The sequence below is a fragment of the Arenibacter sp. P308M17 genome, assembly GCF_003426735.1.
Lineage (GTDB): Bacteria > Bacteroidota > Bacteroidia > Flavobacteriales > Flavobacteriaceae > Arenibacter.
This window is the reverse complement of record NZ_QVON01000003.1, coordinates 65951-87257: the sequence shown is the minus strand read 5'-3', so window position 1 is coordinate 87257 and position 21307 is coordinate 65951. Positions and strand designations below refer to the sequence as shown.

At 44.1% G+C, this 21307-nt stretch carries 19 protein-coding genes; 11 read left to right on the top strand and 8 right to left on the bottom strand.

Going from position 1 to position 21307, the window contains the following annotated elements; genetic code table 11:
* Positions 1–35: 35 nt before the first annotated feature.
* From chrA to D0S24_RS08365, 7 genes are all read right to left on the bottom strand, one after another.
* Positions 36–1388, bottom strand: a complete 1353-nt coding sequence (gene chrA, locus D0S24_RS08395) for a chromate efflux transporter (protein WP_117019438.1) — start codon at positions 1386–1388, stop codon at positions 36–38.
* Positions 1389–1456: 68 nt separating this feature from the next.
* A complete protein-coding gene (locus D0S24_RS08390) occupies positions 1457–2182 on the bottom strand; it encodes a superoxide dismutase (RefSeq protein ID WP_117019437.1) in 726 nt (241 codons plus the stop codon).
* On the bottom strand, positions 2179–3264 hold the full coding sequence (locus D0S24_RS08385) for an efflux RND transporter periplasmic adaptor subunit (RefSeq protein ID WP_117019436.1): 1086 nt from the start codon (positions 3262–3264) through the stop codon (positions 2179–2181). The genes D0S24_RS08390 and D0S24_RS08385 overlap by 4 nt, the downstream gene beginning before the upstream one ends.
* A 12-nt stretch (positions 3265–3276) precedes the next feature.
* Positions 3277–6420 carry an efflux RND transporter permease subunit gene (locus D0S24_RS08380; RefSeq protein WP_117019435.1) on the bottom strand — a complete coding sequence of 1048 codons (3144 nt, stop codon included), beginning with the start codon at positions 6418–6420 and terminating at the stop codon, positions 3277–3279.
* Positions 6417–7793, bottom strand: coding sequence for a TolC family protein (locus D0S24_RS08375; RefSeq protein ID WP_117019434.1), 1377 nt, complete (start codon positions 7791–7793; stop codon positions 6417–6419). The genes D0S24_RS08380 and D0S24_RS08375 overlap by 4 nt, the downstream gene beginning before the upstream one ends.
* Before the next feature lie 114 nt (positions 7794–7907).
* Positions 7908–9173 (bottom strand): HAMP domain-containing sensor histidine kinase, encoded by a 1266-nt coding sequence (locus tag D0S24_RS08370; RefSeq protein WP_117019433.1) that lies wholly within the window; start codon positions 9171–9173, stop codon positions 7908–7910.
* Positions 9170–9853, bottom strand: a complete 684-nt coding sequence (locus tag D0S24_RS08365) for a response regulator transcription factor (protein ID WP_117019432.1) — start codon at positions 9851–9853, stop codon at positions 9170–9172. The genes D0S24_RS08370 and D0S24_RS08365 overlap by 4 nt, the downstream gene beginning before the upstream one ends.
* A 379-nt stretch (positions 9854–10232) precedes the next feature.
* Between D0S24_RS08365 and D0S24_RS08360 the strand changes: the two genes are divergently transcribed.
* Positions 10233–12035 carry a ParB/RepB/Spo0J family partition protein gene (locus D0S24_RS08360; protein WP_117019431.1) on the top strand — a complete coding sequence of 601 codons (1803 nt, stop codon included), beginning with the start codon at positions 10233–10235 and terminating at the stop codon, positions 12033–12035.
* 355 nt (positions 12036–12390) lie between these two features.
* Positions 12391–12933 carry a hypothetical protein gene (locus D0S24_RS08355; protein ID WP_117019430.1) on the top strand — a complete coding sequence of 181 codons (543 nt, stop codon included), beginning with the start codon at positions 12391–12393 and terminating at the stop codon, positions 12931–12933.
* A 39-nt stretch (positions 12934–12972) separates the two neighbouring features.
* Here the strand turns inward: D0S24_RS08355 and D0S24_RS08350 are convergent, their stop codons facing one another.
* Positions 12973–13305, bottom strand: coding sequence for a YegP family protein (locus D0S24_RS08350; protein ID WP_117019429.1), 333 nt, complete (start codon positions 13303–13305; stop codon positions 12973–12975).
* Between the two features lie 1370 nt (positions 13306–14675).
* Between D0S24_RS08350 and D0S24_RS08345 the strand changes: the two genes are divergently transcribed.
* The 9 genes from D0S24_RS08345 (at position 14676) to D0S24_RS08305 (ending at position 21231) form a co-directional block, all read left to right on the top strand.
* Positions 14676–15011 carry a single-stranded DNA-binding protein gene (locus D0S24_RS08345; protein WP_117019428.1) on the top strand — a complete coding sequence of 112 codons (336 nt, stop codon included), beginning with the start codon at positions 14676–14678 and terminating at the stop codon, positions 15009–15011.
* A gap of 82 nt (positions 15012–15093) precedes the next feature.
* Positions 15094–15474, top strand: a complete 381-nt coding sequence (locus D0S24_RS08340; protein WP_117019427.1) for a DUF6876 family protein — start codon at positions 15094–15096, stop codon at positions 15472–15474.
* A gap of 114 nt (positions 15475–15588) precedes the next feature.
* Positions 15589–15786: a hypothetical protein gene (locus D0S24_RS08335; protein ID WP_117019862.1), complete on the top strand. Its 198-nt coding sequence runs from the start codon at positions 15589–15591 to the stop codon at positions 15784–15786.
* Positions 15787–16179: 393 nt separating this feature from the next.
* Positions 16180–16722 (top strand): BfmA/BtgA family mobilization protein, encoded by a 543-nt coding sequence (locus tag D0S24_RS08330; protein WP_117019426.1) that lies wholly within the window; start codon positions 16180–16182, stop codon positions 16720–16722.
* 1 nt (position 16723) lies between these two features.
* Positions 16724–17758: a MobB family relaxase gene (gene mobB / locus D0S24_RS08325; RefSeq protein WP_117019425.1), complete on the top strand. Its 1035-nt coding sequence runs from the start codon at positions 16724–16726 to the stop codon at positions 17756–17758.
* Complete coding sequence (locus D0S24_RS08320; RefSeq protein ID WP_117019424.1) at positions 17755–19191, top strand: type IV secretory system conjugative DNA transfer family protein; 1437 nt, start codon at positions 17755–17757, stop codon at positions 19189–19191. Before mobB ends, D0S24_RS08320 begins: the two co-directional genes overlap by 4 nt.
* A 54-nt stretch (positions 19192–19245) precedes the next feature.
* Positions 19246–19704, top strand: a complete 459-nt coding sequence (locus D0S24_RS08315) for a hypothetical protein (protein ID WP_251795752.1) — start codon at positions 19246–19248, stop codon at positions 19702–19704.
* Between the two features lie 90 nt (positions 19705–19794).
* A complete protein-coding gene (locus D0S24_RS08310) occupies positions 19795–20670 on the top strand; it encodes a DUF3347 domain-containing protein (protein ID WP_117019423.1) in 876 nt (291 codons plus the stop codon).
* A complete protein-coding gene (locus D0S24_RS08305; RefSeq protein WP_117019422.1) occupies positions 20671–21231 on the top strand; it encodes an AraC family transcriptional regulator in 561 nt (186 codons plus the stop codon).
* The last annotated feature ends 76 nt before the right edge of the window (positions 21232–21307 follow it).

Below are 21307 nucleotides of genomic sequence, written 5' to 3'. Positions count from 1 at the left end.
ATTCTGTAGAAATTTTGGAATGGGCGGACTCTTTGCTATCCCTTAAATACAAAGTGATAAAATATCCCCAAAACAATACAGGTCAAAATGGTTTTTAGCATATCCCACTTTAAGATAAAATACACAAAAGAAGCTATAAGGGCTATGAGCAGGGAAGCTATGTCAAGGGTACTCCATTCCGGGATCAGCCACCTTACCCCTAAAGACCGGCTTTCATGGACCTGGCCAAAAAGCGTATGTATGGTAAACCATACCCCAAGATTTAATACCACGCCAACCACCGCAGCGGTAATTCCGGATAGTGCTGTGGTCAGGTTTTTATTTCCCCGGAGATACTCTATGTAGGGTGCCCCACTGAAGATGAACAAAAAGCAGGGAATAAAAGTAGTCCAGGTCACCAGCAGGGAAGCTAAAACCCCGGCAATAAGAGGGTCCATAGTACCGGAAAAACGGTAGGCCCCCATAAACCCGACAAATTGTACGACCTGGATCAACGGGCCCGGGGTGGTTTCTGCCATGCCCAACCCGTCCAGCATTTCCCCGCTTTGCAACCAGCCGTAATCCTCCATTGCTTTCTGGGCTATATAAGCCAACACTGCATAGGCACCACCAAAGGTAACCACGGCCGTTTTGCTGAAAAACAGGCCTTCCGAAAAGAAAATATTATCCATTCCGATCCACAGGGCGATCAGTACCAGCGGCAGTGCCCATAAACTTAAAAAGAGGAATACGGTTTTCAGGGTCTTTACCAGGGACGGCTTTACCGACTGGATGTGGCTGTCTATGACGTAGGCACTTTCTTCATCACTTTTTTCTCCATGTCCCTTGATCACATGAAATTTTTCTTCCCAAAGTTTCCCGCCTATAAAACCTGTTAAACCGGCTGCCACAACAATATAGGGAAAATCTACCTGGAAGAAAAAAATGGCGATAAAGGCCAGTACTGCCATGATCAACATGACCTCATTCTTTAGCGCTCTTTTCCCTATTTTGATGACCGCACCGATAACAATGGCCAAAACAGCGGGTTTTATACCAAAAAATATGGCCTCTACAATTCCCATATCCCGGTATGCCGCATAGAGGATACTAAGTATTAATATGGATATAAAACCAGGTAGTACAAACAATATTCCCGCAACCAATCCTCCTTTGGTCCTGTGGAGCAACCAGCCGATATAGGTGGCCAGTTGCTGTGCTTCCGGCCCCGGTAATAACATGCAGTAATTGAGGGCATGCAGAAAACGGTTTTCACTGATCCATTTTTTTTCCTGGACCAATATTTTATGGATCACGGCAATCTGGCCGGCAGGTCCGCCAAAGCTATATATCGCTACCCGGATCCATACCCGGAGGGCTTCTTTAAAAGGAACCTGTTTATCGATCATATATTATGTATATACTGGTAGTGACACAAGCGTGGCCATATGGTTTAATTCTATATCTCGACAAAAAGTTATCCGTGCAGTTTTTTGGCGGTTACAAACCGTTCTGCCACGTTGTCCCAGTCGATAATCTCCAATAAGGTATCTACAAAATCTGCTCTTTTATTTTTATATTTCAGATAATAGGCATGTTCCCAAACGTCTATGACCAAAAGCGGAATAACTCCCCATTGGGTGAGTTTTTGATGGTTTTCGCATTGCAGTAAAGTCAACGATCGGGAATAGGGCTGATATCCCAATATCCCCCAACCACTGCCTTCTACAGTTTTTGAAATTTTGGCAATATAGGCCTTGAGGCGGTCAAACGACCCGAAATCCTTATCTATTTGTTGAAGTAGTTCCGCCTTGGGTTCTGTTTTCTTATTAGTCAGGTTCGTCCAGAAAATGGTGTGCAGGACGTGGCTGGAAAAATGGTACGCCAATTTTCTCGTCCATAGGTCCGACATGTCCATATCCCCGGTCTGTAGATTTTTTTTAATGTTTTCCAGATCCTTATTGGCCCCTTTTACCGCTCCACCGTGGTGGAATTCAAAATGGAGATGCAGTGTTTCCTCATCCATATAAGGCTCAAGGAAATTTTTGTTATAGGGAAGGGACTGTTGAATGAAGTTACCTTCGTTGTCCACCAGTTTGTCGATGCCGTTTCCGGTAACGTTCTGTGAAAAAACACTATTGACGGGCAGGATGGTCGCTCCGCCTATGATGGCACTGTTTTTCAGAAATTCTTTTCGATTCATTTTATTACTGTTTTTATGGTTAAGCCTTCTTTGAGTTCTTCGTTGGGGTTCACGAGTAAAAGGTCGCCGGGTTTGATCTCTCCGAAAACTTCGGTGTGTGACGCATCCTTAATTCCGGAGGTCACATCAACCCATTGTATTTTGCCTCCAAGCACTTTTGCAACGGCTTTACGTTTTAAGGTAGTCAGGACCGCGCTATTGGGAATAAAGATACCGCTTTCTTTTCTACTCAACTGAATATGGGTTTCTGCAAAAAGCCCGGCTTGTAGTTCTCCGTTTTCATTGTCTACCAAAAATTCCCATAATTCTGTCCTTGTTTCAGGTGTGATGCTATGTGCTCTTTTGTAGAACATGCCGTGAAAGGTTTTCCCGGGATGGGATTCAACGGTGAATGTAATACTGTCGTTGTCCGTACTTCCTGTAGAGGCTTCCGGTAAGGGGACTTTCAGCCGGAGCCTGGTATTGTTTTCTATGACGAATACCACCTTGTCAGCGTTATCCCCTACAAAATCCCCCACATCTACATTGCGGACGGAGACCATTCCGGAAAACGGAGCAGTAATGGTGAGATAACCCAATAAATCTCTTTTTGCCGAGACCCTAGCGTTTTGGGCCTGCATACGGCCGCTGTCGGCATCCATTTTATTTTTGGCACGTACCAGGTCTGAGGCGGCAACGGTACCTGGTGTTTCTGCGGCATGCTTTAACCTTTCATATTGGTCTTTGCCCGTAGTGTAATCCGCTCTGGCGGAAGCAGCTTCGCTTACTGCTTCAGTATACTCAGATTGCATTTCTGGGGCTTCTATACGCATCAATACCTGTCCCTTTTCAACTTTATCCCCAATATCGACCCGTACTTCTTTTACATAACCTTTCACTTTGGCAAAAATATTTGCTCTTTCAAAAGGGTGTAGTTCACCGGGCAGTTTCAGCGTTTGTTGAATCGGTTGACTTTGCACTTCTATGACTTCCATGGCCCTGGGGGCATCTTCTGCGGTATTTGATACAGTCCCGGTACTTTTATTAATGCATGACACCGTAGTGAAAGCCAGGATAGCGATATAAAAAAGGTTAGATTTCATTTTTCGGTTATTTTAATTGCTCTTAATATGATTTTCATCGTCCGGATCAAGCGAGACGCTTTTATATGGCCTTTTGCCCGTCAATACCCAATAGATGGAGGGCAATACCAGGATGGTGGCGAATACGGAAAACAACAGTCCGCCAATGACTGCGATCCCCAAAGGGGCCGTTTGTTCCCCGCCTTCTCCCATACCCAGGGCCATGGGGGTCATTCCTGCTATCATGGCCAAACTGGTCATGATGATCGGGCGGATACGATCCTTGATCCCGAGGATATGCACTTGTATTTCAGGGTTGTTTTCTTTGCGGTACTGTTCTGCAATGGTTACGAACAGAATGGCGTTGGCAACGGCCACCCCAATGGCCATGATACTCCCCATAAAGGATTGAATATTTAAGGTGTTTCCGCTCAACCAAAGTAAAAGGAATGAACCGACAACTACGGCGGGAACAGTTGAAAGTACGGCCAAGGACAGCCTGAAGGACTGGAAACTGGCAGCGAGCAACAGGAAGATCACTATTACGGCCAAAAGCAGTCCTGTGCTTAATTCGTCAAATGTTTGTATAAGCGTTTCCGCCAACCCGCGGTATTTTATGCTCATCCCGGCAGGCGGGTCACCCAATGAGGTCACTTGTTTCTTTACTTGCTTGATAGCTGTGCCCAGGTCCATAGCATGGATATTCCCTGTAACAGTGATAAAACGCTGCTGGTTAAGGCGATCGTATTCCCCTATCATCGTGGAAGCTTCCCATTTGCTTACATCCCTGACATATACGGTGTTGCCGTTGTCGGATTTTAACGGTATCCCGGCTATATCTCCCGGATCATTGACCTGGTATTGGGGAAATTCTACCTGGACCTGGTAGGCGTGTCCGGAACCTGCATCCAGCCAGTAATTCGGCTGTGTAAAACGGCTGGACGATGTGGAGGCCGTCACCGAACGGCTGATATCTTCAACGGTCAGCCCCAATTGCCCTGCTCTTACACGATCGTACTTCAGGTCAATGGATGGGTAATTCAATGGGATACCAAACTGCACATCCCGCACGAAGGACAGTTCATCCACTTTATCTTTGACCTGTTGGGCAAACTGTTTTGATTCTTCCAGGTTTTTGCCCTGTATGGCGATTTCAATGGAGGTATTTGCACCCTGGCTCATCACCTGGTCCACCAGGTCGGCCGGTTCAAACGAAAGGCTCATTCGGGGAATTCTTTCACGAACTTTCTCCCTGAGGGTTTCCTGGAGCTCATCCAGGTCAGTTTTTGTGTCCTTCAATTTGATCTTGACCACACCTTCATGCGGTCCGCCTGTCCAGAGAAAAATAGTATTGACCGGGTAGCTTGGGGGCTGGATACCTACGAAAGCAGAAGTGATCTCGATATTTTCCTTTCCCGCGACCTCTTCGACAATACTTAAAAACTCCTTGGTCTTTTCTTCCGTAGTTTCGACCCGCGTTCCATCGGGCATCCGTACGCGTACCTGCAACTGTCCTGAATCGATCTTGGGGAATATTTCGGTCCCGATCATGGAGAACAGCAGCAACAATATACCGGCCAGGCCAACGATATAAGCGGGAATAACAATCCTGCGCCATTCAAAAATACGTTTTGTATATCCCAGCAATTTGTCTTTGAACCGACTGAATCTTCCATGTGCATCCTGATGATTTAAGGGCTCGTCTTTCAACCACCAGTTGGCCAGTACGGGCACCAGGGTCTGCGACAAGATAAAGGAAGCGATCATGGAAAAACCTACGGCAAGGGTTAAGGGCAAAAACATGGCCCTTGGGGTACCGGACATAAAGAAGGACGGGACAAAAACAGCCAGAATGCTGACAAGGATAAGCAGTTTTGGAAGCGCAATTTCCTTACAGGCCTCCAGTATGGCCCGGGATTTGGGTTTTCCCGTTTCCAGATGCCGGTGTATGTTCTCTATCGTTACAGTGGATTCGTCCACCAAAATACCGATCGCAAGGGCCAGGCCGCCCAAAGTCATGATATTTAATGTCTGGCCGGAGAGGTACAGGCATACGATTGCCGATAAAATGGCCAATGGGATGGTTACGATCACGATCAGGGCACTTCTCTTGTCCGAGAGAAAAAGCAATACCATAATCCCGGTCAGCAAAGCTCCCAAAAAACCTTCAAACGAGAGGTTTTTAAGGGAATTGATCACATAGCCCGATTGATCAAACTCATAACTTACTTTAATATCGTCCGGAACTGCTGCCTGCATTTCGGGGAGCGCAGCTTTGATACGCTTCACCACATCCCACGTGGATGCGCTGGAGCGTTTGGTTACCGGAATATATACCGAACGCTTGCCATTTATCAGGGCGTAGCCGGTGGCCACGTCCGCACCGTCCTGTACTTCTGCGACATCACGCACATACACAGCTGCTCCGGAACCCAAAGTAAGCGGAATGTTCTCTAATTCTTTGATGTCGCTTACAACCGTATTCTGATTGGCAATGAGGAGTTGGTCCTGAGTACGGATATTCCCCGAAGGAGCAATGGTATTTCCCTTGGCCAAAGCAGTGACCAGTTCGTCCGGGCTGATGTTGTAACTGCGAAGTTTTTCCGGATTGGCTTTGATAAGTACCGTACGTTGGTTCCCTCCAAACGGAGGCGGTGCAGACACCCCGGGTATAGACGCAAATTTGGGCCGTACTTTAAAAAGAGCCAGATCCTGAATTTCGGCATTGGACCGGGTTTCACTGCTGAAAACCAGCTGCCCCACAGGGGCACCTCCGCCATCAAAACGGGTAATAAAGGGAGTTACCGTGCCCGGCGGCATAAAGGCACGGGACCGGTTTACCTGGGCTACCGTTTCTGCCAGTGCCTGTGACATATCCGTTCCCTCATGAAAGGTAAGCTTCATCAACGAAACCCCCTGAATAGTCTTACTTTCCACCTCCTTGATACCGTTGATATAAAGGAAATGATATTCGTAATAGGAGGTCATAAACCCCTCGATCTGGTCGGGTGCCAGTCCGCCATAGGTCTGTGCCACATAAATGGTGGGAGTTCCCAGTCTGGGGAAAATGTCCACTGCCATGTTCCGAATGGCCAAAACCGAAAAGAAAACGACGGCCAAAAGGGCTACAACAACGGTAATGGGTTTGCGTAAAGCGCTTATAATGAGTCGTATCATTTGTTCAATTCATTTAAAAATATTTCCAGATTACCATATACCGCAGCTTTGTAAAGCAAAGCCTTCCATACTTCCCAAAAGGTCTTTCGATAATTGATCTCTGTGGCGACCAATTCGTGCTGCGCTTCGGCCAGCTCCGTAAAATTGACCAGTCCTGATGCGTATTGTGTTTTTAATGCGGTGTAAGAAAACTGTGCATTCTTATATTGGGCAGGTAATTCCCCGGCCACGAGGATGGCCGTTTGTAATGTGGAATCTGCGGTATTCTGTTGTTGCTTTAATTCTAAACGGGTTTCTTTGAATTCTTCCTCCAGGGCATCCGACCGGTACTTTAATACTTTACTTTCCGAATGGTAGCGAAACTGCTGTGCAATTGGGATGGAAAGTTGAAGGCCGACGCCGTAGTTATACCGGTTGATGTCAAAACCCCTGGCGGCATCTTCAACAAACAAGTTGCCATTTGCATCGGTTTCTACCCCGGATCCCCTGCCATATGCCGTGCCCCATAAACTTAAGGAAGGCATTCCTCTTTTTTGCGAGGTTTTGTATTGATACTGTGCCGTCTGCCATTCAGATTGTGCCAGCCGTGCCTTCGGATGGTCGAATACCGGGGTATCCGTATCAAAACCGGGAAGATCCTTGAAGAAAGTTTCATCCGACAGGTCTTCCGGTAATTCGGATGCGATATATAATTGCAGCCGATCCTTTAATTCAAACAATCGCTTTTTTTGATTTAGCATCCGGATCTTTGCATTGGAGAAGGCCGATTGAAAACGGGCGGTATCCACCCCCGCAATTAAACCGCTTTGGGCCAGCCGGACAGATTGCCCGTAGTTTGTTTTGGACCGTTCAAGGTTACTCTGCAGGCTCTTTAACACCTCATTGGCCAGGAGAAAGTCCAGATACGTATCGGTGAGTCTGATCTGATGTCTAAAGGTAGTAAGATCAAGCTCACCTGTTTTTTCCTGTACCTGGCTTTCCGCGGCTTTTATGGCATTGGCCCTGCGCCCAAAAGTGAAGGCTTCCCATTTGAGCAATAAACTGGCTGCGCTGCCATATACCATTTCGCTACTGTTATCCATCGAAGGAGGTCCGCTTACGGGCAATACATATTCGGGATAGAACATTCCTGTCAGATTGTTGTATGTGGAATAATTGGCCTGGTATGATGCGGTAATATCCGGAATGAGTGTTTGTTTGGCAGCACTTGCATTACTTTGGGCTGCCTGTGCCCGGAGCTCAGCTGCCCGGATGGAAGGATAATTATCCAGGGCTATTTCCAACAGTTTGTTTAGCGGAATGCTTTCCTGGGCAAAACTCCCGGTCCCGGATAACAGGAGGGCCCAAAACAATCCCTTGAAATTGGTCGACATTCTATTTTGTTTTTGTAGAAACAAATGTACAGGCCAATTCTGTAGAAAGTTGGGAAGAAAGAATCACAGGGTATACGGATTTGAAAGTTTTAGGTTTTTGGCCTCTAAGTGGCATTATTCAAAAAGCACCGTAAAAATATGAAATCCCTCTCCTTGGTGATAGTTGACATCCCAACTGCTTACCTCTGCTATTTTGTGGACAATGGCCAATCCCAGTCCCCAAGTGTCCGGGTTGCCGGATTGTTTATAAAAACGGTGAAACAGTTTTTCTTTGTCCAAGGCTTTTTGATAGCCCGTGTTAGCGATGGAAAGTCTGTTTTTCATTATGGAAATAATGACCTTCCCCTCCTTGATGTTGTGCAGGAAGGCATTTTTAAGCAGGTTCTGCAGCAGTATTTCGGTAAGCATGGTGTTTCCCTGAACGATCAGTTCGTCCTCTTTTTTTATGACGATTTCAATATGCTGTGCAACTTTCTGTTCTTCATAATAGGCTAGGGACCAGTTTACTATCTTATTTATATGAATTTCTTCGGTAAGGAGAAATTGTCGGTTTTCGATCCTGGACAAAAGCAACAGGGTCTTATTTAACTTTTTTAACCGTTGTGTCGATCCGATGATACTTTCTATGATGGACGCTTGCCCCAATGTAAGTTCTTCCTGGCTGATCAGGGCTTCCAAACGCGATTGGATAACGGACAGCGGGGTTTGCATTTCATGGGAAGCATTTTCAATAAACTGCTTTTGACTGTCAAATACTTCCTTGTTCTTTTGCATCAGTTCTGTGATCGCATCCCGAAGTGTCCGGAATTCATCGATCCGGGAATGGGATAATACCGGGACTTGTTTATCCAGGCGATAATGTCGCAACTTCTCCAGCATTTCATAGAAAGGGTTCCATATTTTTCTGGATATAACACGCTGCGACAGGTAGTAACACAAGGTCATTCCCAGGAACAGCCCTCCCAGGGCAATGGCAATGGCACCAACAATTTCTGTCACTTCCAGGTGGGGCTTTACAATCTCCAGTCGGTAATAGTTCCCGTGCAATTCCACAGGGGTGGTGAGTTTCCGATATTCGTCCAGTTCATCGTCCACTGGTTCGTAGACCAGGGTATCGGCATAGATCTCCCTTCCTTTTTGAAAGGCTTCCTCGTCTATAAGATAAAAAGTAAAATCGTCCAATGGATTATCTTCCGTAAACGGCGCCCGGGGGTTTTCTTTGAGATAGGCCAGAAGGTTCATTTTCCGGTTATACAATACCTCGTCAACATTTTGCAGGACATTCCAACTCAATACCAAATAGAACAATATGGAAAACCCTCCAAAGAGCACCAGGAAAAAGAATAATTGAATACGGGAAGTATAGGTAAGCAGCTTCATATGACTTTAATTTGGTACCCTACCCCATAGATGTTATGGATCACCACCTGTGCCCCTGCCTTTTTCAGCTTCTGTTTCAGGTTCCGGATCTGGGAGAACAAAAAATCAAAACTCTGGGCCTCGTCCACATAATCGCCCCAGATATATTCGGCCAGGGCTACTTTGGTGATGACCCGTTTGTAATTGCTGACCAGGTGGGCAAGAATGGCATATTCTTTTTTGGTCAGGGAGATAGGGCTTTTATCGTTATTTATACTTACCAGATATTGATCTGGGTCTATGATCAGGTTGGCGAATCGGACCAGCTTATTGGTTTTAAATTGTTTTCTCCGGATAATGGCTTTGATCCGGGCATTGAGTTCGGAGAAATAAAATGGTTTGGTCAAATAATCATCAGCTCCCAGTTCCAGACCTTTTAGTTTATCATCCAACGAGTTCCGGGCGGATAGGATGATAACCCCATCGGTCTTGTCTTCTTTGTGAAGGATTTTCAGCAGGTCGAACCCATTGCCATCCGGCAGGTTGATGTCCAGAATGATACAGTCATAATCGTAGAGTGCGATACGCTCAAGGGCAGATTGGAATTCTGCCGCAGTATCGTACATGAAATCTTCTTTGGAAGCAAATTCTTCCAGACTTCTTAACAATTGGGGTTCATCTTCTACAATAAGTAACTTCATAACACATACAAAGTACGTAATTAATTTTGTAGAAATACTGGCAGGACTTTAGAGATTGTTATTACGTTCCTTTTTGCTCCCGTTCTGTTTAACCCAATGTGGAAAACCTGTAATGGAACACTACACTTCTCAATAAATTATCAGGACACAAAAAGGAGTGGGTCAGGTCTGCTTTAGCCTTACTTCCAATAGAATAAGTAGTACGTAGAATGTATTCAATACAATATTTCCGAAAGTTAAGCTCGCAAAATGTTTCTCGGACAAGGGACGGCATAAAGCCGCTCCTACCTCGCTATTTATTCCGTTTCCTTGCCACTCCAAAATTTTGTCTTCCGCTTGGGTCCATGCTCAAATATTGTTTAACTAAAATCCAAGTATCATGGAAACACAAACAAAACAAAAGCAAACCGGGAAAACTGCGGTAAGGAAGAAAACAAATCCCAACAGTTCCAAAACAGCTGTGAGCAAGAAAGACACTGTCCTACAGATCCTGAACCTGGATATGGCTTCGGTCATTCCCGACCCCTCGCAACCCAGAAAGACCTTTGACGGGGACAGCCTCCAACTGCTTTCCCAAAGTATTAAGGAACATGGGGTACTACAGCCCATCACCGTCCGTAAATCCGGAAGGGATCATATCATCGTGATGGGGGAGCGTCGGTACCGTGCCAGTAAGCTGGCGGGACAAAAGACCATTCCGGCCATCGTCAGGGAATATGCCGACAACGATGTCCTTGAGGTGCAGATCATCGAAAACCTGCAACGCAGGGACGTGGAACCCACTGAAGAGGCCGAGGCCATTGCCTTTCTAATGGATAAGTACAACCCGGCGGAGATTGCAAAACGGTTGGGACGTACCGAAAACTTCGTAAGGCAACGGCTTAAACTGGCAGGGTTGATAGAAGGCTTCAAACACTATGTGAGAAGTGGGGAGATGACCATTTCCCTAGGGGTGGCCGTGGCCCTGTTCGAGGCAGGGGAACAACAGATGATGTTGGAGAGCTTGGACGGGGAGTTCCATGCCAATAGGCTCAAACGGATAGTCGATAACCGGACCTTTGACCTGGCCAACGCCCCTTTTGACCTAACGGATAAAAAACTGCTCCCCAAGGCAGGGGGCTGCACCCTATGTCCGTTCAATGCGGCCAATCAGGGCAACCTGTTCGGGGACGGAAAGATGGTCTGTACCCGAACGGCCTGTTTTGAGAGCAAGAAACAGAAGACCCTGTTGAACCTTATAAAAAGGGCCAAAACGGAACAATTACTGTTGGTTCCCAAGATAAGCCGCTATTGGAAAGATGAGGAACACAACCAGCTGGTGGCTGCCCAGATGGAAAAGCAGGGCCTTACCGTCCACCTTACCGATGCGTTGGAGATCATCGAAGAACCCATTGAACCGACCTTGGACACCATCAAGGAAGAATACCGGCATTACGATTACAGTGATGAAGAGCTACAGGAAGAACTGGACGAAGCCTTGGAGGCTTATATGGAGGAAAGGGAGAGATACGATACCGCCCTTGAACATGGATTTGTAAAGGGCATCCTCCTCCATACCGATACCTATAAGAGCAAGGAGGTTTTCGTGAAGGTTAAGGAAAAGCAGGAAGATATCGAAGATGTACGTTCCGCTCCATTGGAACAACGCAAGATGTCGGAATGCACCCCAGAGGAACAGATTATCAAGATTAATACCCGTGAGGCCCGTAAGAAACAGATCGAGAACAACCGACAGTTCAAGGAAGTGGCTGAAATGGTTCGTATGACGGATTATATCAACATTGATAAGCCCCTGTCCGTTGATGAAATGGTCGCTTTTTCCATCTCCCTGTACGAGAACAATGTCGGCTATTCTGATCAACGGGAGCATTTTCAGGAATTTTTCGGGGACACGACCAATACGACCCGTGAAGAGATTGTCGCCAGATTCAGGAAGGAATTCAAGGAGGAAACCCTCAACAGGCTCATCCGGTTCCTATTGACCAGACAGGTCCACTTTGGGGAGAGCAACCATATGAACAATCTGACCAATAGCTCCTTTTACACGGCCATACAGGAATACCATAAGTCCAATATCGATACGATAGAAGCAGGGTATGCCAAGACACGCAGCAAACGTGAAAAAAGGCTAAAGGAACGGGTGGAAGCACTGCAGCAACAGGACAAGGCCATGGCAGGATAACCATCCATAAATCAAGTATCGGAAGGGTTCGGATTTTTGAACCCTCCCTTTTTTTTGTCTTTCAATAGGGTCAACAGACAAAAGAAACTTCATGACAATCGACCTTTTGGACGATGTCTGGATAGGTTGAGATCACTGTACATTTTTAAAACCCTTTTTGAACTGGGAGAACTGATGGAATCGTTTAATTCCCACCAATATTTCCTCAAGGTAAACCCGCAAAATGTTTCTCGGACAAGGGACGGCATAAAGCCGCTCATACCTCGCTATTTATATCCGTTTCCTTGCCGCTCCAAAATTTTGTCTTCCGTTTGGCAAATCCCTGAAAATATTGTTGAACCATAAAACAGTTATCATGGAACATCCAAACATGCACCAACTTGATTTTGGCTTTGAGGTGGAGCCAACCACCGAACCCAAATCCAAACCCAAATCCTTTAAAATGGCCCAGTCCGATTTTGTCTTCGACTTCATGGACTGCCTGAGCAGTCCCATCATCGTCTTTCCGTCCGCTTGGCAGGATGCCGTACCGCAACTGCTCCTGAAGAACATAACCCTGGCCCGCCTGCTGACACAGATGCAGGGTGAGCGGATGGCCTCCCTGACAGAAGTAGTGGCCTATATGATGCCCAGGACCTTTGAGTCCCCTATGCCGGGTGAATGGGTCAATATCTATACTTGGTGCGGGCTTCATTACGCCAAGACCTTTAAGAATGCCGGACAGATGGAAGCCATGATGGAGATTGCCCCAGAGAACCTGTCCGATTATGAGCAGATCCTGTTGAAACGGCTTAGGGTATGGATTTACGACAAACGGCGCAAAGCCCTTAAGCAGAAACTTAAGGAAGGCAAACCTGCTATCAAGGAAAGTGCCAACCAAAAAAAGCTGCCCCTTTAAGGGATAGCTTTTCAACTTTTACAGATTTGGTCACGGCCTCTATTGGGTCAGGTCATCGACGGTTGCTCCGGGAGCATTTTTCTTGACCGATGCTATCCCGTTTTCCATGGCACTGAAAGAAGAGTACATCTCACTGGTCCCGATAACTTGACCGTTGGATGCCTTTAGGTTAAAGTAGGGGCTTCCTCCCTGGGATTCCAAGCGTTCGAATTTGCTGTCGTCCTGGGAATTGTTTCTCACGGATTCAATGCCATTGGTACAACCGGTCTTGGCCTTGTAGCCTTCGCTGGCAAGGATGTTCTGTCCGTTGGCGGCCTTCAGGCGGAACCTGAATTCACCGCCCCTGTCCTTGTAAATTTCGAATTTTTGCATAAGTATTGGTATTATGATTAATGCTAATAAGGTACCAAAAAAAATTTGATTTATACCAACCGGGCATGATTTATGGATTTCCTGGGTGACGGGCTTATTAAAAAGATGGATGGGCGAATAAAAAGTAATTTACCATCTATGCCATTGCCTATATAATATTGCCGAACAACTCCGATTTATGGCATTTAGATTTATTTGGGCGTGTCACCGCCCGCATTCTGCCCACGCACAATAGCCTCCGCAAAAATGCAAGCGGGTCGGGTCATCCGCTATATCTTTTGTGGTCAAAAAAGACCACAAAAGGATGCCGCTGCTACCCCTCACGCTCTATATACCGTTCAGAAATTGATAGTTTAATAGTACCCTCAGCCCATTCCCCCGCATTCCGTCAAGCCTGTCCCCTCCAATAGAGTAATCCGATTTATAGACCATTCAGCACATTGCCACTACATTTCGCGAAAAGCTACATTTCGGGCAAAGAGCTTCTCTAAAAAGGTCTTGGACACAATCCCCGGTTTTTGCTTTCCACTTCGCTAACCCTTCCCGCTGCTCTGGGAAGGATAGCCTGTCCTGAGCGTAGCCGAAGGGCTCAGTTCCCAAGCCAAAATCGAGAATTAAGTCCGCTTTAAACCCTACTCCAAAAGATTATTCCGTTTTATAAACCGTTCAGCACATTGCCGCTACATTTCGCAAAAAGCTACATTTCGGGCAAAGAGCTTCTCTAAAAAGTCTTGGACACAATCCTCGGTTTTTGCTTTCCACTTCGCTAACCCTTCCCGCTGCTCTGGGAAGGATAGCCTGTCCTGAGCGTAGCCGAAGGGCTCAGTTCCCTAGCTAAAACCGTGAATTAAGTCCGCTTGTAATCGGAAGGTCAAAGCTTTCGTTTTTTTAACAGAATTAACGGCAAATCCTTCTTGGGTCTTTGCTCGATAATTCTTAAAAACAGAACCTTTGCCCCATACATTTTAAGGGGTTTATAATGGATGGAGCCTTTGTTGTTTTTCGGGGCATCGAAAAACAGGCAGGACATAACCAATTCTAATATAACCCCATTTCCTTTTCTCGCTTAACTGCCGGTACGCTCGAACGCAAATGCGCTTAAAAGAATTGCTAATGCCCTTATGGAACTTGTCAAGACTATACAAGTTTCAGGTAAAAATAAGGTTTCTACTTCCTTGAAAATCCAAGGATTTTGCTACGTCGCAGACACTCCTGATTTGTTCCCCAAAAGTCTTGACAAAACCCACTCCATCCATTGTGCTCTGCACGAAAGAAATCATACAAACACCCCTTAAAATTTAATTGCATTCCCATGAAAATGGGAACCTTAAACCAATAGGGGAATTATTAATCTTTTAAACCTTTTTATTATGAGTACAATTAAAAATCACGTACAGTTAATTGGAAATGTTGGACAGGAACCAACAATTACGAACCTTGAAAGTGGCAAGAAAGTAGCCCGATTCTCATTGGCTACCAATGAAAACTACAAAAACAGCAAGGGCGAGAAACAGACGGACACCAATTGGCACACCGTTGTCGCTTGGGGCAAGACTGCCGACATCATCGAAAAGTATGCAGAAAAGGGCAAGGAAATCGCTGTGGTCGGAAAATTAAAGACGCGAACCTATACCACCAATGATGGCGACCAACGCTATGTAACCGAAGTGGTAGCCGATGAAATCCTGCTATTGGGTAGTAAGTAAAAAGGAAAGAGGGCACTAATACCAGTTTTCAATTAGTTTGTGCCCTCTTCTTTTCATCATTAATTCTAAAAAAGAGATAACAATGAAAGCACAAGTTAACGAAATAAAAGAAGGATTGCAATATTTTCACGGTTCTGAAATGTTCTATCAAATCCCATTGATACGCACCCGCTTTACGAGCGGGTTGAAATATTTAGCCAATGTAGCGGAATGTTTTTGGCTAATAACCGATGTTTCCGTAATCGCCAAAAGTCTGTTGAACCGAAGCCGCTTTATCACAATAGATTTTAAAAGGCTATCGGAAGAAGAAAAGGATAATGCAGGCTATGAAGCTGAAATAATTTATAGCGATGGAAACGGCAATGTACTTGAAAAGCATAGATATAATGTTACCGATTTTCCTTTGGATGAACTGCGGTTGTACTTTGTGAATGATACGTTGATGTTGCCAAATGAATATTGAGATAAAAAATATTGAATTTGAAAAATGGTTGGAAGATGGGCAAGACCTCGGGGATTATCCCGATGGTTTTGACCCAGACCTATACGACCTGTAAGCAACCCAAAATTTAAAATGATGGTCTATCTTAATTATAACAACCTCGACACAGAGACCCAAGAGCGTTTGCTTTCCATGTCCAAAAAGGAAGTGGAAAAGCGCTTTGGGGAGCAACTTAGGAACTATGCCAGGGAACACTATGTAAATTACAAAACCCTGTTGGAAGAAGAAGCGATACGAAATCTATACAATTACAAGTATATTTTCAATATCTGAACACCAAATTGAACCAAACAAGCCCATTTATTATGATGGGCTTTTTCTATGTCCAATACGTTGAAAAATGTATCTTTAGAGGGTTGCACAGCAATATCTTTTGGTCATTGCCAATCCAGATTATCTGGTGATTTGACTTTCCTTAAATGACCAATCCATAAACAAGAAATGGGGCATCCAACATGGGTTGGGTGTCTGAAAATTTTGGTCTGCCTTTGGCAGACGAAATCGAAGAGCAAGAGGGTAACACGCAGAGCGGTGTTACGGATATCGATTTGACTGTAAAAAGCTTATAATCAGCTATTTAATAATAAGTAAATAATTGACAATCAAGGGCTTTTACAGTAAATGCGGCCAAATCGCCTATAAACAGGCAGTTTTTTACAGTAAATAATGGAAGATGCTTACCAAAAATATCGTTTTTCCGCTATCAGTATCAAAAAGGAAGTGGCGGCACGCTTTCGGGAATTTTCCCGTTTGGTGTCGGACTCCCATACCAGTACCTTGGAAACGGTCATGAACTTTTTTGAGTGGAACGATCTTTCCCCTAACGATGACCTTGGTATCAAGAACAACCGGACCAATAAACGCATCAATGCAGTCATTGCCATCCTGAAAAATATCGAGAAGCACCAGACTCTACCCACTAAAGCAATGCTGGATACCCTCTTTCAGGAAATGTCCCAAGAGGAAGGTCGCGAAGAAAAGGAAGAAAATGATTTTGATTTTGGAACGCCCGAACCTTTTTCCCGGGATACCGAACTGGAACACTACCGGAGCCGCTACGAAGAAATGCAAAAACAACTGGGCAATTATAAAAACTGCATGAAGGATCTGTTGGAGCAAATGACATATGTTAAGGGAACTTTTGGCAAGGGGCATTATAAACTGGATATGGACAAAAGCGAGTTTGAAAAACTAAAAAAAGAATTATAGAATGTATATCACCATCACCGCACAGAAGCTAGAGGGCAATTATGCCCAAAGTGCCGCCGATTTTGTGGACTATCTCGAAAAGGAAAACGAAGGAAAAACTACCCCCGAAATGGAACATTTCTTTGACCAGTTCGGAGATGAAATATCCGCGAAGGAAGTAATTGAGGAAATAGACGGAAACACGGCCAAACTCAAAAAGACCGAGCCCAAGTTTTATTCCATTACACTAAATCCAAGTGCGCGGGAACTGAAGGCCATACAGGACTCTCCCGAAGCTCTGAAGCAATATACCCGAGAAGCCATGAAAGAATATGCCAAGTCTTTCAATCGGGATATTGATGGCAGGCCTGTAAGGGTGGAGGATATTAAATACTATGCCAAGGTGGAACGGCAACGGACTTTTAAGGGCAACGATAAACAGATTATCGAAAACCAACCCTATGCTACCAAGATACTGCAACTCAAAAAGGAAATCCGAAGCATTGAGCGTGGGGAAGGTATGGGTGATATCAAAAAACTACAAAAGGACACCCAGCGATTGGAACGGGAAGCTCCACATCAACTGAATGGAAAACGTATCGTAAGGGACATGCCCAAACCGGGACCACAAAGCCATATCCATATCATCGTAAGCCGTAAGGATGCCTCCAACCGATACAGTCTTTCGCCTGGGAGCAAGTACAAGGCTTCTGAAGTGGAAATGAACGGCAAGACCGTCAAACGGGGTTTTGACAGGGACACCTTTGTCAAAAATGCAGAAAAGACCTTTGACAAGATGTTCGGGTACAAACGGAACTATGTAGAGACCTATGCCGCACGTAAAACCTTTTTAAAGGATCCCAAAATGTATTTTTCCATGATAACAAAGCTTCCGACCAACGAAAGGGCGGTTGCTTTTAAACTGCTTCAAAAATCAGGGGTCAATACGGCTTTGCTCAGCATTCCGACCAATAAGCTCCAGTTAACGATGAAGGCTATCAATGCTCTGAAAAAGGGGATTGGCAAGGCTATTGAATCAGGCTCCATAGGCATATGAACTGGCAAATTGAACATATCATTCTTTACATTATTGTCCCAACATTGTTCGTGGGCACGGTACTCTATGGATTGTTGTATGGTGAAAAGGGCGAACGAACCGATAAAAAATATAAGGTACGGTTCAAGTTAAGGAACGGTAGTTTCAAGGCGGACAATATAAGGCGGGGCGCTTCTGTCATTGGTTCGGCAGGCAGTGGCAAGACCGAAAGCGTAGTCTATAATTTTCTGCAACACTTCAGCAAGCACGGCTTTTGTGGGGTCATCCATGATTACAAGGATTTTGAACTTACCGAAATCGCCTACCACTTGTTTAAGGAGAGGAACGTTAAATTCTATACCATTGCCTTTGATGTGATACATTATCGGGTAAATCCAATTGCTCCAATGTATCTAGCCAATGAGGAAAGTGTCAATGAGGTGTCCAAGGTACTTATGGAAAACCTGTTGGAACAGAACCTATCACAAAATACAGGGAGCAACAAATTTTTTTCCGATGCTGTTGAGGGGCTTTTGAGCGGTATGATATGGAAAATGAAAACTACCTATCCTGAATATTGTACGCTTCCCCATATCATTGCCTTGTTCCAATCGGTAAGTACCAAAAAGCTCGTTGCCTTTCTGAATTCGGATTTGACCTCTAGGAGTATGGCCGGTGCTTTTATCAATGGCATCGAATCGGAAAAGCAAACAGCCGGGGTCAAAAGCACCCTGGCCAATGCGTTTAAAAAGATTAGTTCCCAAAAGTTGTTCTATGTCCTATCAAAGGATGAAGTCCCCTTGGATATCAATAACCCCGAACACCCTTCTGTGGTTTCCCTTGTCAACCATCCGAAATATGATTCCGCTTATTCCCCGGTGATTGCGATGGTGATGCACACGATTATCAAACAGATGAGTGTACGTGACAGGAAATCTTCGTTTTTGCTCATGGAAGAAGCACCGACCCTGAAATTGCCCAACATGCACCGTGCCCCTGCAACGCTAAGAAGCTATGATATATGTACCGTGTATGTGATGCAGGACAAGGTACAGAATGACCTGCTATATGGTGACAAGGCCAGTAAGGCCATACTGAGTAATTTGTCCTATCAGTTTTTTGGAAAGGTCAATGACCCCGATACCGCCAAATATTATGAGCTCTTTTTTGAGATCATCAAAAAGCCTACACATAGCATCAGTAAAAGCAGTGGGCTCAGTTTTGAGAGCCGTATTACAAAAGGGGAAAAGGAAGTATCGAAGCGGAGAGCAGATTTGTTCTTCAGATTACGGCAAGGGGAGTTTATCGCTTTTGCAGATGGGAAGGACAGAAAGGTTTGGTTTAAACGGCCAGTTGTTCCCAAGACATTGCCATCTCCAATGGATGTATCTCCCTCAGATCTGGAAGCCAATTACAGGAAAATCCACTCTGAGGCCCTATCAATGTTCAAATAGTAAAAAGATACTTTAAGATAAAGCAAAATTAGTAAAGCTTTGTAAATCATATTAGTGATAACAGACGACTTCAAAAAACCGAAAGAGCCATTTTTTGCCACTACACAAACTAATAATTCATATCTTTGTGTTTTTAATGCCATGGCAAGAATTTTTCACATAGTATTTTTGACAGCACTTGGTTTCTTTTTGACGCCTACTCTATCCTATGCGTGTGATTCAAAATCTGAAAAAATCGAAACTATTTGCAACAAACAGTCAGATTCCGAAATACAGAAAAAAGATTGTTGTAATGAAGAAAAAGGACAATGTGGGAAACACGAAAATCAGTGTGATGGGAAATGTGGAAATCCAACTTGTCAATGCCCATCTCATTGCCCTAACTTTTCAACACCATTTTTAGCTCAATTTTCATTAGGAAAAATGATATTGAGTAAACCCAATTTTTATTATCAAGATACTTATTACTCTTCTGGTTTTCTATCTATTTGGCAACCGCCAAAAATAGGCTAATCTCTTACTTTGACAGCCATAGGTCTGTCCTTCCGAAAGCATTCCTTGTTTTTGGAGTTAATTATTTTCAAGAACTTAAAAATTAAAAAAATGAACTCAATAAAAATATTGATGGCAATAATTCTATTGCTATCGTTCACAGCGTGTAACGCCCAAGTCAAAAACGCTAGAACTGAAAGCGTAAAAATTTACGGCAATTGCGCAATGTGCGAAAGCACTATCGAGAAAGCAGGAAATATAAAAAAAGTAGCCCAAGTTGATTGGAATAAAGATACCAAAATGGCTGCCCTAACTTTTGATCCAAGTAAAACCAGTCAAGATGAAATCTTGAAACGAATTGCATTGGCAGGTTATGACAGTGATCAATTCCTTGCGCCAGATGATGCCTATTCTAAACTTCCTGAATGTTGCCAATACGAAAGAAAAACTAAAGTTGTTGCAAAAATGGAAATGTCAAAAGACCAAGCTATGGAAGACCATTCTAAACATAATATGGATGTAACAGCTGACAAGCCAACGGGACCAGTACAAGAAGTAAGTCAATTGAAAGCTGTTTTTGACAACTATTTTACGTTGAAAGATGCTTTTGTAAAGTCTGACGGAACATTGGCTTCTACCGAAGCTAAAGAGTTACTAAATGCTCTTAATGCCGTGCAGATGAATAAACTTTCTAGTGAAGAGCATGTAGTTTGGATGAAAGTGATGAAAGATTTAAAGTTTGATACCGAGCATATCGAAGAAACCAAAGTTGTTGGGCATCAACGAGACCATTTCAATACCTTGTCTGACAATATGTATCAGCTTTTAAAAGTTTCCAAACAAGAAACACCTACTTTTTACCAACATTGCCCGATGGCGAACAATGGCAAAGGAGCCAATTGGTTGAGCAAGGAAAATGCTGTTAAGAACCCTTACTATGGTTCGCAAATGCTGACTTGTGGTAAAACAGTTGAAACAATTGATTAAATGAAACTATACATCAAAAATATGGTGTGTAGTCGCTGCAAAATGGTGGTGAAGTCTGAGTTGGAAAAACTCGGGCTTCAACTACTTGTGATAGATTTAGGCGAAGTGGAAACTGTAGAACCGATTACTGAACAACAAAAAAGCGTCGTTGCCGAACGCCTAAAAAACTTTGGTTTTGAGTTGATTGATGATAAGAAAATCCGGGTTATTGATAAAATCAAGACTTTGATTATTGACTTGGTGCACTATCACAACGCCCAAATCAGCACCAATCTTTCAGACTATTTGTCGAGCCAATTGGTACAGGATTATTCTTCATTGAGCAATTTGTTTTCAGAAGTAGAAGATTCAACTATTGAAAAATATTTTATCAATCAAAAGATTGAAAAAGTCAAAGAGTTTCTTCTATATGATGAATTGACGTTAAGTGAAATTGCATTTCAGATGAATTATAGCAGTGTCGCATATTTGAGCAATCAGTTCAAAAAGGTAACAGGTTTTTCGCCTTCGCATTACAAGCAACTAAAAGTAAAAAAACGAAGACAAATTGAAGACTTATAAATGTTACAACTCAAACCCAAAATACCACAACAATTGTATAATGATAGCTTCTGAACTTTGTGCCATAGTTTTTAAC